The sequence below is a fragment of the Streptomyces iconiensis genome (assembly GCF_028657195.3).
Classification (GTDB): domain Bacteria; phylum Actinomycetota; class Actinomycetes; order Streptomycetales; family Streptomycetaceae; genus Streptomyces; species Streptomyces iconiensis.
On record NZ_JANCPR020000011.1, the window covers coordinates 1 to 14,539 of the forward strand.

General features: G+C 70.8%; 12 protein-coding genes and 1 tRNA gene. 6 read left to right on the forward strand and 7 right to left on the reverse strand.

What is annotated here, in order from left to right; genetic code table 11:
* Positions 1 to 123: 123 nt before the first annotated feature.
* The 3 genes from NMN56_RS13100 to NMN56_RS13110 form a co-directional block, all read right to left on the reverse strand.
* Entirely contained in the window at positions 124 to 843 is a 720-nt protein-coding gene (locus NMN56_RS13100) for an SDR family oxidoreductase (protein ID WP_274041092.1), read from the reverse strand.
* A gap of 299 nt (positions 844 to 1,142) precedes the next feature.
* Positions 1,143 to 2,681 carry an FAD-dependent oxidoreductase gene (locus NMN56_RS13105; RefSeq protein ID WP_274041093.1) on the reverse strand — a complete coding sequence of 513 codons (1,539 nt, stop codon included), beginning with the start codon at positions 2,679 to 2,681 and terminating at the stop codon, positions 1,143 to 1,145.
* 141 nt (positions 2,682 to 2,822) lie between these two features.
* Positions 2,823 to 3,521 carry a TetR/AcrR family transcriptional regulator gene (locus NMN56_RS13110; protein ID WP_274041094.1) on the reverse strand — a complete coding sequence of 233 codons (699 nt, stop codon included), beginning with the start codon at positions 3,519 to 3,521 and terminating at the stop codon, positions 2,823 to 2,825.
* Between the two features lie 127 nt (positions 3,522 to 3,648).
* Between NMN56_RS13110 and NMN56_RS13115 the strand changes: the two genes are divergently transcribed.
* The 4 genes from NMN56_RS13115 (at position 3,649) to NMN56_RS13130 (ending at position 9,336) form a co-directional block, all read left to right on the forward strand.
* Complete coding sequence (locus tag NMN56_RS13115; RefSeq protein ID WP_274041095.1) at positions 3,649 to 4,803, forward strand: FAD-dependent oxidoreductase; 1,155 nt, start codon at positions 3,649 to 3,651, stop codon at positions 4,801 to 4,803.
* A 569-nt stretch (positions 4,804 to 5,372) separates the two neighbouring features.
* Complete coding sequence (locus tag NMN56_RS13120; protein ID WP_274041096.1) at positions 5,373 to 6,587, forward strand: SGNH/GDSL hydrolase family protein; 1,215 nt, start codon at positions 5,373 to 5,375, stop codon at positions 6,585 to 6,587.
* A 337-nt stretch (positions 6,588 to 6,924) separates the two neighbouring features.
* Positions 6,925 to 6,996: transfer RNA gene (locus NMN56_RS13125), tRNA-Pro, on the forward strand.
* A gap of 3 nt (positions 6,997 to 6,999) precedes the next feature.
* Entirely contained in the window at positions 7,000 to 9,336 is a 2,337-nt protein-coding gene (locus tag NMN56_RS13130; RefSeq protein ID WP_274041097.1) for a hypothetical protein, read from the forward strand.
* A 330-nt stretch (positions 9,337 to 9,666) separates the two neighbouring features.
* On the opposite strand, the gene NMN56_RS13135 is transcribed toward NMN56_RS13130, so the two are convergent.
* The gene (locus NMN56_RS13135; RefSeq protein ID WP_274041098.1) at positions 9,667 to 10,476 is read right to left on the reverse strand and encodes an SAM-dependent methyltransferase; all 810 of its coding nucleotides are present in this window, start codon (positions 10,474 to 10,476) and stop codon (positions 9,667 to 9,669) included.
* Positions 10,477 to 10,752: 276 nt separating this feature from the next.
* Positions 10,753 to 11,223, reverse strand: a complete 471-nt coding sequence (locus NMN56_RS13140) for a MarR family winged helix-turn-helix transcriptional regulator (RefSeq protein WP_274041523.1) — start codon at positions 11,221 to 11,223, stop codon at positions 10,753 to 10,755.
* 59 nt (positions 11,224 to 11,282) lie between these two features.
* On the opposite strand from NMN56_RS13140, the gene NMN56_RS13145 reads away from it, so the two are divergent.
* Positions 11,283 to 11,660 (forward strand): cupin domain-containing protein, encoded by a 378-nt coding sequence (locus tag NMN56_RS13145; RefSeq protein ID WP_280842684.1) that lies wholly within the window; start codon positions 11,283 to 11,285, stop codon positions 11,658 to 11,660.
* A 124-nt stretch (positions 11,661 to 11,784) separates the two neighbouring features.
* Here the strand turns inward: NMN56_RS13145 and NMN56_RS13150 are convergent, their stop codons facing one another.
* On the reverse strand, positions 11,785 to 12,483 hold the full coding sequence (locus NMN56_RS13150; protein ID WP_274041100.1) for a prolyl oligopeptidase family serine peptidase: 699 nt from the start codon (positions 12,481 to 12,483) through the stop codon (positions 11,785 to 11,787).
* Between NMN56_RS13150 and NMN56_RS13155 the strand changes: the two genes are divergently transcribed.
* Positions 12,472 to 12,705: a TetR/AcrR family transcriptional regulator gene (locus NMN56_RS13155; protein ID WP_274041101.1), complete on the forward strand. Its 234-nt coding sequence runs from the start codon at positions 12,472 to 12,474 to the stop codon at positions 12,703 to 12,705. The genes NMN56_RS13150 and NMN56_RS13155 overlap by 12 nt on opposite strands.
* 66 nt (positions 12,706 to 12,771) lie before the next feature.
* On the opposite strand, the gene NMN56_RS13160 is transcribed toward NMN56_RS13155, so the two are convergent.
* Entirely contained in the window at positions 12,772 to 14,514 is a 1,743-nt protein-coding gene (locus tag NMN56_RS13160) for an ABC transporter ATP-binding protein (RefSeq protein ID WP_274041102.1), read from the reverse strand.
* Positions 14,515 to 14,539: the final 25 nt, after the last annotated feature.

The following is a 14,539-nucleotide window of genomic DNA, read 5'->3' on the forward strand; positions in this document are numbered from 1 at the left end:
TACGGCTCGACGTACTCCCACTCCTCATCGCTCAGTTGCGCACGCGTCATACATCCCTGACTACCGGAGCCGCCCTCGCCAGGAGGGCGAATCCCGCACATTGATCACGACCAAATACAAGCCCTAGCGCCCGCCGAGGCTGCTGCCCCCGTCGACGTCGAGGACATGGCCGGTGATGAATCCGGCGTCCTCGGACAGCAGGAACCCGATGGCCGCGGCCACGTCTTCGGGTGTACCCAGGCGCCCCAGCGGGATCGAGTCGAGGGCCTTGCGCTCGTCCTCGCTGCCGACGGGCCGCGCGCGGCGGAACAGTTCGGTGGCGGTGGGGCCCGGCGAGACGGCGTTGGAGGTGATGCCGTCAGGAGCGAGTTCCAGCGCCCAGGAACGGGTGCAGCCCACCAGCGCGCTCTTGGCCGCCGCGTAGGACGTACGGTCCTTGGCACCGTACGTCGCCCGTGAGGTGACGTTGACGATCCTGCCGAAACCCGCCGCGCGCATACCCGGCACGAGGGCCTGGACGATCTGCACCGACGCGCGCAGGTTCAGGTCCACCACCTGTCCCAGAGTCGCCAGGTCGAGGTCTTCGAGTGACTGGGGCTGCGCGATACCCGCGTTGTTCACGACCCGGCAGACCGTACGCTCCCGGGTCACCTCGCCCAGCATGCGAGCGGTGTCCCCGACATCGGAAAGGTCGCACCGCAGGAACGTACCGGGGAACCCGCCCTCGGGCTCGCTCCTGGCCACCCCGACGACCCCGTACCCCGCCTTCGCGAGCCGCTGGGACACCGCCAGGCCGATGCCCTTGCTGGCGCCGGTGACCAGTACCTCGTTCGTGTCGCTCATACCGCTCCTGTTGCTCCTTCGGCCGTGCGCCCGGCCCTGGTGTGCGGGTGCGGCCTGACCACCGCTCCCCGGAGAGATCCGGCCCATTCTCCCCACGGTCGGGTGAACGGTCGGCAGCGCCCGCGGTTCCTTGGCCGACCGCACCCACTCCGACACCTGCCGACGCCTCCTGCCGGGGCCTTCAATGGCCATCCCACGCGGCCCTCTCGCGCCCGCGAACGGCACGGACTCCACGGCCTGTACGAACTCCACGGCCTGTGCGGCCTGTACGACGTGCACACCAACGCGGCCTGCGCGGTTCAGATTTCCCGGTGGCCGAACCAGCGGGTCGCGGCCTGCTGGAAGGACCCAGGATCGGGGTTGTGGTCGCCGGGGTCGCGGTCGTCCGCCCAGGCCACGATGGCATCGGGCCGGATGAGGAGGGCGCTGAATCCGAGGTCGTTCCGCACGGGGCCGCTCGCGTACCGTACGCGGCTCTTCCAGCCCGCCGCCGCGTCGCGCAGGCACTGACCGGTGCTGAAGTCGAGTGCGACGCCGTGTCCTTCCCGCAGAAGGTCGCCGAGGCGGGTGCCGTCCTCGAAGTGGAAGTCCGGGGCCGTCCGGCCGACGAGCGGCTGCTCGCTGCCCAGGTCGTAGCGGTTGAACAGTCCCGATGTCTTCCGGTGGACGTGGGTCGTCCCGTCACGGGTGCTCATCAGGTCGCGGACCAACTGACGCAGCGCGGGGGCGTGCGAGCCCGGCCGCATGGTCGCCACCTGGGCCCGCGACCAGTCGAGCACCGAGGCGCCGACGGGGTGGCGCTCGCTCGTGTAGGTGTCGAGCAGGCCGTCCGGCGCGTGCCCGTGCACGGTCGCCGCGAGCTTCCACCCAAGGTTCACCGCGTCGCCGATGCCGAGGTTGAGCCCCTGGCCGCCCAGCGGGGAGTGGATGTGCGCGGCGTCGCCGGCGAGCAGCACGCGGCCCCTGCGGTAGGTCGTCACCTGCATCGCGCGGTCGGTGAAGCTGGAGGCCAGATGGACCTCGCTCAGCGTCACGTCGGTACCGGAGACGCGGCGCAGTACCGTCTGAAGATGCTCGCGGGTCAGCGGCTGCGAACGGTCGAACGTGCCGTCGTCGAAATCCATCATGCCCAGGTGCCCTTCCAAGGGCGTACGCAGATACATGCCGGTCGGCGTCAGGTGGAAACCCAGCGGCAGCAGCTGCGGATCGGCGAAGGTGACCACCGCGACGTAGCCGGTGAACAGCGGCTCGGTGCCGACGAAGCCGAAGTCCACCAGCTCGCGTACCGCGCTGCGCCCGCCGTCGCATCCGACGAACCAGCGCGCCTGGTACTCACGCCCGCCCGCCGTCACGACAACTGCCCCGTCGTTCTGCGTCACTTCCGCGACGGGAACGCCCCGGACGATCTCCACGCCGAGCGCGGCGGCCCGCTCGGACAGCACCTGCCCGACCGCTTCGAGACTCGTCATGAAGCCGTTCATCGCTGGGCTCGGCAGCCGGAACGCAAGGGCGGCTGGGTCGATGTCGGCCGCGTCGAGCGAGATGCCCGCGAAATGGCTCACGTCACGAGGAGCCGGCGGCTCGATCGCTTCGGGGTCCGCGCCGACCTTCTCCGCGGGCACATCCGAAGCCTTCACCATCGCTTCCAGCAGTCCGCGGCGGTAGAACGCCTCGGCCGAACCGGCGGTCAGGCCCCGCAGCCCGAGCGGGAGCGCCTTCACACGCGAGTCGGGTTCCTGGTCCCGCTCAAGCACCAGGACAGAACAGCCGGACAGGGCAAGCTCATCGGCCAGGAACAGACCCACAGGGCCGGCGCCCGCGATCACTACGTCATGCATGGCAGCTCCTTCGAGAAGAATCCTCGCGATGAACACGGTCGGACCCGGTCGGACGCGGTCGGACGCGGTCGAACGCGGTCGAATCCCACCGGAGCCCACCGGTCCCCACCGGACTCCACCGGCCCCACCGGATCCGGCGAGTCAGCGCAGGTTGGTAATGCCGTCCAGGACAAAGCCGATGCCGGTGAGGAACTGCTCGCGATCGTCGTGCTCCCGCATCTGGCCGACGATGGCGTGCATGAACGGGTAGTCGTCCGGGTCGAGTTCCTGCCATGCCGTCGACGCCGCGCCGAAGAACTCCTCGCGGTCCGTATCGGCCCCGACTCCTGAGGTGTCCCCGTCGATGCGGGCGTTCTGGCTGACGGCGCCGAGGATGTAATGCACCAGCGCCGAGGTCGCGTCGAACCAGGCGGCCTGCGGCACCCCCAGGGCGCCCACCTGTCGGCCGATCCGCTCGAAGATCCCCACCGTCACCGGACCGACCGGGTTCCGGTTGATCTGCAGGGTCAGGCGCGTGGCGAGCCACTGGTGTTCGGCGATCGCGTCGAACAGGGCCAGTGCGACGACGCGGATCTCATCCTCGGGCGTGGCGGCAGCTCGGGCGGGCTCGGTCGCCAAAGCCGCGGCGATGACGGTTTCCGTCGCCGTGTCCAGCAGCTCGTCCCTGGTGCCCACGCGGTAGTAGATCGCCCCTGACCCGGTGGCCAGCCGCTCGGTCAGCGCGCGGACCGTCAGCGCGCCCTCGCCGCCCGTATCGAGCAGCTCGATGGCGGTCTCGGTGATCTGCTCCCGGGAGAGCACCTGGTTGCGCCGCTGTGACCGGCGCGCTCGCGTTGCCATGCCTCGATGGTGTCACATTGGAGCGAGGAACCAAATTGGTGCACTGGACCAAAATGGCGTAGCGTCCCACCTTGGAGCAGCGCACCAAAGGTGTCGGCAGCGCCGACCTGGAGAACGGAGGGGCCATATGAAGCCGGTCACGATCATTGGCGCCGGACTCGGCGGGCTCACGCTGGCCCGCGTCCTGCACATGCACGGCATCCCGAGCGAGGTCTACGAGGCGGATGCCTCACCCAAAGCGCGGGCGCAGGGCGGAATGCTCGACATCCACGACTACAACGGGCAGCTCGCCCTTGAGGCCGCCGGTCTGACGGAAGCCTTCCGCGCCATCGTCCTGGAGGGCCGCCAGGCGATACGCGCACTGGGGCAGGACGGCGGCGTTCTGTTCGAGAAGGGCGACGACGGTACGGGCGGCCGTCCGGAGGCGCAGCGCGCGGACCTGCGGCGGATGCTGCTCAACGCGCTCCCGCAAGGCACCGTCCGGTGGGGCCGCCGGGTCACCGGCGCCCACGGCCTCGGCGGCGGCCGTCACAAGGTGACCTTCGCGGACGGCGGCACCCTCACCACAAGTGTGCTGGTCGGCGCCGACGGCGCCTGGTCACGGGTGCGCCCGCTGCTGTCAGCCTCGATACCCGAGTACGCCGGCACGTCGTTCGTCGAGACCTACCTGTTCGACGCCGACACGCGGCACCCGGCCGTCGCGGAGACGGTCGGCGGCGGTTCGATGCTCGCCCTCGCACCGGACCAGGCGATCACCGCTCACCGCGAACGGAACGGCACCCTGCACGCGTACGTATCGCTCACCAGGTCGCTGGAGTGGTTCGACGGAATCGACTTCTCCGATCCGGCCGCGGCGGCCACGCACGTCGCGGCGGAGTTCGACGGCTGGGCGCCCGAACTCACCGCACTGATCAGCGACACCGACACCCCGCCCGTCCTGCGCCCGCACTACTCACTGCCTCAGGGGCACCGGTGGGACCGGGTCCCCGGAGTGACCCTGGTCGGCGACGCCGCCCACCTGCTCGCCCCGAACGGCGAAGGGGCCAACTGGGCCATGTGCGACGGCGCCGAACTCGGCGAAGCCCTCGCCACCCACCCCGACGACTTCGAGGCCGCCCTCGCCGCGTACGAGCAGGCCATGTTCGCCCGCATGAGCCGGGCGGACGACGAGACGGCCATGCACCTTGAGGAGACGCTCGGCGACATCAACCCCGAAGACCTACTGGCCCAGAGCCACGAAATCAGCGTGACCACTGAGCAGGCCGCGAAGGACTCCGCCTGACCGCACTGACGACCTGACGCACCGCCTGGACGACGAGGCGGTTTCGTCCCGATGCCTCATGCGGCTTCGTCCCGATGCCTCATGCGGCTTGCCAGCCAGCCCTCCCTCCCCCCTCAACAGGCCCCGTGGCCGCGCTACTTCCACGGGCCACGGTTCGACGTGCAGTTACGGGACACCTCGGCCAGGACCGGCCGGACCGGCCCCCGCAGGAATTCCGGAGAGCGAGGCCGTTGCCCGGTCGCGGTGTTGTGCAGCCGCCCCTCGCGCAGCCGCGCCCGTTGTGCAGCCGCCGTTGGGCGACATCCCCGGCGGCAACGACGTCGCACTGGGCCCCCGGGAGCGACGTCGACGGCACAACCGAACACGCGCGAGTCAACCGGCCCCGGCTCCCGCCGCAACCAGCCCCAGCCCTCCAGCCCTCCAGCCCTCCAGCCCTCCAGCGTCGACCGCCGACAGGACCACGACCACCACACCAGGGTGATCAGCGCCCGCGGCACGTGGCGAGCCCCTTCGACCATCCACCCCTTCGGACACCAACCGCGGTACCAGCAAGCGAAAGGATCACCGTCATGGCCGAAAGCGCCACCCACTCCTCCCCCTCCGAGGGAACCGGAGCGGCTTCGTTCGCATGGGTTCGCACCTGGGGCGCCTCGCCGCAGGCACCGGACAACTCCGTCATGGCCGTCGAACCCTTCAAGGACGCGACGTTGCGGCAAGTCGTCCGCATCAGCGGAGGCGGACACAGCGTCCGCCTCCGCATCAGCAACGAATACGGGACCGCGCCGCTCACCATCGGCGCCGCCCGAGTGGGAATCACGGAGTCCGGCGGTGACATCCGGAGCGGAAGCGACCGTGAACTGACCTTCAGCGGCAGGCCGACCGCCACTGTGCCGGCGGGCGCGCCGATCCTCAGCGACCCGGTCGATCTGCGCGTTGCTGGACTCTCCCATGTGACGCTCAGCCTCTACCTGCCCGATCGCGTCGAGACCTGCACCTGCCACGGAACCTTCCACGCGCTCGGCTGGATCCTCCCCGGCGACGCGACCACGCTCGCGACACTGCCTGAGAGTGCCACCGCATTGCCGACGCAAGCCCTGATCTCGGCCGTGGAAGTGCTGCCCCACACACCGGCGAAGGCCATCGCCGTCCTCGGGGACTCCCGCGTCGACGGCATCGGCTCCACCCCCGGCGCGGATCGCCGCTGGACCGACGTACTCGCCGAGCGCCTGGGCGCCCGCGCCGGCCAAACACGCTACGTGGTCAACCAGGGAATCGGCGGCAACCGCATACTCGCCGACGGCATCGGCACGGCAGCCCTCGCCCGCTTCGACCGCGACATCCTCGCCACACCAGGTCTCGGCCACGTCGTGCTCGCGGTGGGCAACGACCTCGTCTTCTCCTTCGCGCCGCGCAACGAGGAGACCGCGGGTTTCCTCGACATGTTCCCCGGCGCACCCGTCACGCCTGACGACATCACCGCAGCCCACCTCCAACTGGTGGCCCGAGCCCATGCCCACGGCGTGAAGGCATACGCCGCGACCATCGCTCCATACGGCGGCTCGGACATGTACTCGCCCGAGGGCGACAACGCGCGCGAGCAGATCAACTCATGGATCCGCACGAGCGGCGCCTTCGACGGCGTGCTGGACTTCGACGCCATCTGGCGCGACCCCGCCGACCCCACCCGGATCCGCGACGACTTGCACGCGGGCGATCACCTCCACGGCAACGACACGGGCTACAAGTTGCTCGCGGAATCCATCGACCTCACCCTCTTCGACTGACCGGACCGCCGCCCAGGCGCGAACCGTGTCCGCAGCGACACCCAGCCGACGGGACGTCTCCGTGCTGGAGTGCTCCTCGGCGCACTCCAGCACGATCCGCGACCGCAGGGCCAACGCCTGAGCACGGCACGGCGCAGCACGGGCCCGGTGGTGTGCCGGGCCGCCGCTGCCGCCGCCGGTGGGATGAACGCCCCCCGAGGGACGCGCGACCGGTGACGGACACTCGGTGACCTGCCCTGACCGCCGGACCGGGGTCCATGCGATGCACCGCAGCATCACCGAGCACCCGGGAAATGCCTGGTGCGGGCGCCGGGTGGGTGATTAGGGTCGGCCCCAGCGGCGTGTAGCTCAGCAGCAGAGCACCGGGCTCGGGACCCGGAGGGCGCAGGGGCAGAACCTGCCACGTCGGCATATGAACGACGACGCTGAGCAGCAGCCTCCCACCCTTCCCGACGGGCACTCCGGGCCCCGCGACCCCGTCGCGGTCCCAGGCTCCGTCCCGGCGAACTACCCGCGGCTCCAGCTGGCCCGCGCCCTGCACACCGCGCTGGCCCACGAGGACGCCGCGGCCCGGCGCCGGGCCGAGAGCAAAGCCGGGCGCTGGCGGGCTGTGCTCGCGGGTATGGCGGACGGCCGGCTGGCCATCGGTTCGCGTACGCCGGTGGACGGGCTGCCTGCCTGGGTGACGCCGGAGGTCGTACGGGGCGGCTTCGCCACATCGGCCGCGAGCGCGGAGGGTCCGCTCCAGCCGTACGAGACGGCCGCCGCCTCTGCCGCGGGGTTGCCCGCCGAACGCGCCGCGCTGTTCGCGTACTGCCTCACCGAACCGGGGCTGGCGCACCTGTACGGACTGCTCGACAGCGGCCGTTACGAGATCCGCGTGCCCGAGGAGGCCGCGCTGCTGACCGTGGCGTGGCTGATCCGTACCGGCGATGTGGCGGCTGCGCTGGAGCTGCTGGACGAGCTGGAGCCGTTCGCGGCGCGGCTGCGCTTCACCCCGCGCCCCTCGGCGCTGCCCGCACCGGATGTCCGCGCCGTCCACCGGCGCACGGTCGGGGAGGCGAGCGGGAAGCTGGCCGTGAAGCGGCCCAAGGCCGCTGTCGAGACGCAGCGCGAAGCCCTCACGGTCTGGCAGCCGTTCGGCGACGAGTTGCTCGCCCACTGGCTGAAGACCGCCCCTGCGGGCGACCGCGTACGGGCAGACGTTCCCGACCGTGCCTGGCACGCGCGCGGCGCCGAACTGCTGGGCCGTTACCAGGAGTTGGCCGCCCTGCACACCCGCTGCACCAAGCACAGCGACCCGAAGCAGAACCTCGGCATCCTGCTCGGCGCGCTGGAGGAGAGCGTCGCCGGGCGCCCCTTGGACGCGCGGCGGCTCGGACTGCTGCGGCACGCGGTGGAGTCGATGGTGCGGCGGCGCGGCATGCCGGGTTCCGAGGCGCACACGGCGCTGCGCGCGGGTCAGGCCGCGCAGGCGGCCCGCCCCTCGCATCACGCCTACGCCCAGCTCGTCCTGCGACGGCTCTCGGTTCTGCCCCAGGAGACGGGCGCGGGCGAGGTGGCGCCGCTGGTCTCCGCCGTCTCGGCGGACGAGGCCCGCACGAGCGGACTGCCGTCCGGCTCGGCCGTCCCCGCGGCGGTGCGGCGGGTCGTCGAGAACGCGCTGAGCGCCCCGCTCGGCACTCTCGTGGAGCGCGGCGTGGTGCCCTCGGCCGAGGTGCTGGCCGAACTCGTACCGCAGCTGGTCGCCTCGACCAGCGCGCAGGTCTACCCGGACGAGGCGCTGCGCACCCTGATGGCCGCGAACTACCGCGCCTTCCGCAACCGCCGCTCGCTGCTCCTGCTCGACCTCGCGCAGCAGATACGGCCCGAGGAACTGCCGTGGGTAGCAGCGGTGCGCCCGTACCGCGCCGACGGGGAGGGCCGGGAGCCGGCCAGAGCCGCACTGCACCAGCTCGGCGAGCTAGCCGTACAGGCGTTCCCCGGCACGCTGCTGCCCAACCCGCTCATCCGGGAACTCGGCGTGCTCGCACGGCAGTCCGAGTCCGGGGCGCCGCTCGTCGCGGAGCTGGCCGCCGACATCTTCATGGGCACCTTCACCCCGGCGTACCTCGCGGCGGCGCGCGTCGCAGCGGAACTTCTCCGCGGGACCCTCTACGAGCACTACTACGACATCGACTACGCCGCTGTCCGTGACCTCGCGATCAGGGAGGCCGCCGCATCGCTGAACGGGCCGCACCGGGCCCGCACCTCCCCCGGGTTCGCGAGGCTGTGCGCCGAGCGGGCCGGCGAGTCCGGGGGCGGTTCCTGGTCGGTGGCGGCCAACGGGAAGATCATCGAGCAGGCCCAGATCCTCACCACGCACAACCTCGCGTCCCTGGCCGCCGGGGTCGGTATCGCCCCCGCGCCAGGCTGGGCCGACCTGGCCCGGCGCTCCTTCGCCACCGTCTGCCGACTGACGGCCCGCGTGCACGGCAACCCGCGCCCGCTGTCCACGATCAAGGACGCGGCGTACGCGTGGCGCCACATGCTCTTCCACCTCTCGCTCTGCACCCCGGCAGAACAGGCCCATTTCCTCACCGGACTCCCCGAAGAGACCGCCCGCTACCCCGCGCACACCGCCGCCCGCCTGGCCCCCGCGCTCACCGGCCTGCACCGGGCCGCAGCCGGCGACCCCGTCGAATCCGGCGGCGGGCGCCGCCTCCTCGGCTGGACGACCGGACACCACTGGCTCCGCGAAGCCCGATAACCGACGCCCGATAACCGACCCCCGCACCACTCACGCATACCGGCGCCCCGGAGGCGACACGGAGACCGGACAACGTGCCGCGACGAGCAGCAGGCCCAGCCCCAGCAGCACCACGCCCCGCTCCATGCGCGCGAAGAAAGCCGGTTCCGGATCATGAACTCCCGTACCGGCGCGGCCTGGGCCGCACAGGACGCGGCCGGAGGCCAGGGGGCGCAGGGCAAAGAGCTGTGAGGGCGGGGGCCACGAGAGGGGCGGCGTCCGGGCGATCCGTGACGCCCAGGGAAGGCGCACCCCGTATGAGGCGGTCAGGGCTTGCGGGCCGTATGGCGGTCAGGGCTTGCGGGCGAGGCCGCCGTGCACGGCGATCTGCGGAGGTTCACCGAAGGGCAGCGCTTCCGGACGCCATCGGGGGCAGGAGACGACGCCGGGCTCCAGCAGCTCCAGGCCCTCGAAGAACCCTTCGATCTCCCCGGGCGTGCGCGGGGTGTAGGGCACGGCGCCGCTGCCGGAGTTGAAGCGCGCGATGGCCTCCAGGTAGGCCGGGTCGGTGGTACTGCCGTCGTTGAGCGCGAGATAGCTGCCGGCCGGCAGCGCGTCCAGCAGCCGCGCCGTCACCGCGCGCGCCTGCTCGTAGTCGTCGACCAGTCCCAGGATGCCCATCAGCATCAACCCGACAGGCCGCCCCAGCTCAAGGGGCTCGCCGGCCGCGGCGACGATGCCCTCCGGGTCCCGCACATCGGCGTGCAGGTAACTGGTGACGCCCTCAGGGGTACTGGTGAGCAGCGCCTCGGCGTGCGCGAGGACCAACGGGTCGTTGTCGACGTAGACGATCCGCGCGGCGGGGTTCATACGCTGGGCGAGCTCGTGGGTGTTGTCGACGGTCGGCAGCCCTGTGCCGATGTCGAGGAACTGGTCGATACCCGCCTCGCCAGCGAGGTACCTGACGACACGTCCGGTGAAGGCGCGCGAGTGGCGGGTGATGTCGACCATGCCGGGGAAGACCTCGCAGACCTTGTCACCGGCTGCACGGTCGACGTCGTAGTGGTCCTTGCCGCCGAGGAGGTAATTCCAGATACGCGCGGAATGCGGAACCGTGGTATCGATCTTCGGCGGGTGCTGCTGCCCCGTACTGTCCGTCATCACGTGCACTCCTCGCCGGCCTGTGTAGAGGCATTCCGTCAGCTGTCAGCGTGTACCGCCAACGTAGCGCCAACCGGCCACTCACCGTGCCCCGTCGCACACCACCACACAGTCCCGGACGGGACTTGACCACTACCCCAACTGTCCGAGTGTGTCCCGGAGTTGTACGAGCCCGCCGCTTGTGTCTGTTCCTGCGTCGTTGCTCGGCTGGGCTGTTGGGCACGCGGTCGCCGCTGGGCGAGGTGACTTCCGGGCGGAGGGCCCGCGGGCCCGCGGCTACGAGTTGCCGAACCAGCCAGGTGCGTCGAGCAGGAACGGCTCTGCCGGTGTCACGCTGCGCAGGTCGGCTTCCAGCGCGCGGAGGCGGTCTCCACCGAGAGTCTGGGCCCAGTCGGCCCGGAGACGGTCGAAGATGCGTGCCGACAAGGCCAGGCAGTCGATGCCGCGGTCGGTGAGTCGCACGGTCTTGCGCCGTGCGTCGCGCGGATCCGTCCCGCGTTCCACGTACCCAAGCCGCTCAAGCGAATCGATCGTCTTGCCGGCCGCCTGTTTGGAGACTCCGAGCCGACGGCCAAGATCCGCGGCGGTGGTGCCGTCCGGTCCGATCGCCTGGAAGACGAAGCCGTGCATAGGGCGGACATCCGGGTGTCCTTGGCGCGCGAGTTCGTCGTGGAGGTCATCGACGAGGACGCGGAAGGCAAGGAACAGTCGCAGCGGCAGCTCGAAGCCAGGGGGGTCACTTGACACGATCGACAACCAAGTTCACTATCTCGACAACCATGTTGTCGAGTTTAAAGGTTCCCACGATGCCTGTCATCCGCCATGCCGAGAGCCGCCGGACCGAGACCCCTAACGCCGTCATGACCACGCTTGCCTCGCCGACACTGGGCGGAGCCCAACACGCCCTGTGGCGCGTCGACATGCAGCCCGGCGCCACGGGCCCTCTCCACGCCTTCGATGCCGAGCAGGTGTGGACGGTGGTGGACGGCGGCGCGACCGTTGAGCTGGACGGTGAGAAGTTCACCGTGGCGCCGGGCGACACGGTCGTCCTTCCCGCCGCAGTACCGCGGCGCATATCCGCCGCCCCCGAGGCAGGCTTCGCCGCGATTGTCGCCGCCTCCCCCGGCGCGAGCGCTTCCACACCGAACGGCACCGGCAAGACGGTGCCCGCCTGGACCGTATAGGGCGGTTCGGGGGCCGTTCTGACGCGGTGGGCTGGGCCGGGCCGGACCGCTGCCACAGAAGAGCCCGTACGGGGCGCGGCCTCGCAGCACCGGCTCCCGTTGGCACATTTTCAGCGGCGGCCTGTCACATCGGGTGGGTGGCGGGGGTCATATTGGTAGCGGGGGTCATACGAAAGCGCTTCATGAGGAAGCTCAGCCAGTAGGTGGTGTGGAGGACCGCTTCGGAGCGGCTGGAGGCCATGCCGTGTCCAACTCCGTCCCAGATACGGAGGAGAGCCGGGGTATCGGGGCCGACCGCGGCCTGGATGCGGGCGACGGCCTTGCGGGTCTGGCCGGGGGGACACGCGGAGTCGATGGCTCCGGCGTGGACGTAGAACCAGGGGTAAGGGGTGTTGTCATCGACCAGTTGATACGGCGACGTTCCTGCCAGACGGCGGACTTCGTCAGGGGTGTCGAAGCCGGCGAACTCATAGGAGATGGCGAATTTGCCGTACGGATCACGGTGGCTGCCGACCAGGTCGAGGATGGGGCACTGCGCCACGACGGCTGCCCACAGGTCCGGGCGCTGGGCGAAGGCCGCGCCCGCCATGATGCCGCCGTTGCCCCAGCCGGTGACGGCGAGGCGGTCGGTGCTGGTGAGGTCCGTGGTGAGGAGGTGTTCGGCGATGGCGTAGAGGTCGTCGTAACTGTTCTGCTTCTGGCTTCCCCGCCCGGCGTCGGCCCAGTCCGATCCCAGATCGCTGCCTCCTCGCTGGTGAGAGATGACCAGTGCCCCGCCCGAGGCGACGAACGCGGCCAAGGGGCCGGGGAATTGCGCGAACACCTGCGCTCCCAGTTCACCGGCGACTTCGCTGCGCACCTGCCCGGCGACGATCCCGCAGTGCGCGCGGAGTTGCTGACCGCATGGATCGTCGGAATCGAGGTCCTGCGCTCGGTCATCGGCACGCCCGTCCTGGCATCGGCAGACCAGGACGATGTGCGCGCGGACTTCCGCAGGGGCGTAGCGGCCCTGCTGCACGGGGGCGGGCAGACGACAGGCAGTTGACCACCCAAGCCCGGGCGGCGGTCGCGGAGATGATGCGTCGGCGGGCAGGTCCAGTTGGGCAGCCCGCTACCGGTGACCGGAGCCGTTCGCGCGTTTCGCCAGGCCGCCCTGACAGGGAGCAGGTGCGACTCCCCCGGCATCTTCCCGCACGGGCAGCTGCCCCGTACGAGGCCCCGCGCATGAGGCGCGCATGACTCCGTTGTCGAGCAAGAGACGGGATGCGGCACGCCTCATGGTGGTTTCGCGGTGTGTGACCACCAGTAGTGCGCAGTGCTGCCCGATGTGCTGAAGGGCAGCGAGTACGGACCCCTCCGCGGCGGGGTCCAAGTGGGCGGTCGGCTCATCGAGGAGGACGAGCACGGGGCGTGCCGCGAGAGCTCGGGCGATGGCGATGCGCTGGCGTTGGCCTCCTGAGAGCGCGGTGCCGTGTTCACCGACCATGGTGTGCAGGCCATCGGGCAGTGTGCGGATGTGGGTTGCCAGGCCGGTGAGTTCGAGGACGTTCCACAGGTCGTCGTCGGTGGCCTCGGGCGCGGCGTAGGCGAGGTTGTCGCGGACGGAGCCGTGCAGAAGGGGGCTGTGCTGTTCCACGAGGCCGACCATGCGTCGGTAGTCGGCCATGGGCAACTGTGCGACGTCGGTGCCCTGGAAGAGGATGCGTCCGCTGTCCGGTGTGTGGAGGCGGGCGGCGAGGTTCAGCACGGTTGTCTTGCCGGAGCCGGAGTCGCCGAGCAGTGTGGTGACTCCGCGCGGCGGCAACTGGAAGCTTGCTCCCCGTAGTACGGAGTGATTCCGGTCGTGGCCGTACCAGACGTCGCGGAACTCCAGCGCGGGCGTGCCGGGCACGGCGGCGGCTTGTGCCGGCTGCGTCTCGCGGCTGCTGTTGGCTTCCTGCGGTTGGGCGAGGGTTTCGGCGATGCGGCCGGCGGCGCCGCTGGCCTGCTGCAACAGGGCGGCGGCGCTGACGAGGGCGGTGAGGGGGACGGAGAGATAGTTGAGGTAGAGCAGGAAGGCTGCCAGGTCAGCGATCGAGGCGGTGCCCTGCGCGCTGCGCACGGCACCGACCACGACCGTTGCGGTCAGTGCCGCGTGGAGGGCGAGTTCACTGGCCGGCATGAGAACCGCGTTCAGCCGCGCGATCCGGAGCCCGGCGGCGCGTGCTTGGCGCGCGTGAGAGGTGATGCGGTCGGTCTCTCGCTGGGTGGCACCGCTCATGCGCACCGTGCGGATCGCGCTGAGCGCGCGTTCCAGTTCCGCGCTCATCTGACCGAGCACCCGCTGGTTGGTCTCGGCGGCCGGGCGCATGAGGTGCAGAGCAGGCAGCACCGTGAGGGCGAGCACCGCGACGACAGCCGCCGCGGTCGCCAGCAGCCACAGATCGAGCCATGCCATCAGCGTGAGGGTGCCCAACAGGCCGATGACTCCCGTCACCGCGTCGGTACAACCTGTGGCAAGGGCGGTGCGCAGGGCCGCGGTGTCGGTGCTCGCGCGGGAGAGCAGATCCCCCAGGCGGTGACGCTGGTAGTCGCAGGCCGGCAGCCGCAGAAGGTGGCCGATGAGCGTGGTCCGCAGCCCCAGGACGATGTTCTCGCCGGTCCGCCCGAGCACATAGCTGCCGGCAGCCTGCATCACTGCCTGGGCCGTGACGAGTGCGGCCAGCGCCCCGGCGTCGCGCCACGGGGGCGGACCGTGGCGCCCGGCCGCATCGACCGCGTGGCTCACCAGCAGCGGCTGGGCCAGGCCGAGGGCCAGAGCACAGAGCGTCAGGAGAACGCACAGGGCGAGGACCCTGCGGTGGCCACGGGTCAACCGGACCAGGAAGCGGAGTCTCCAC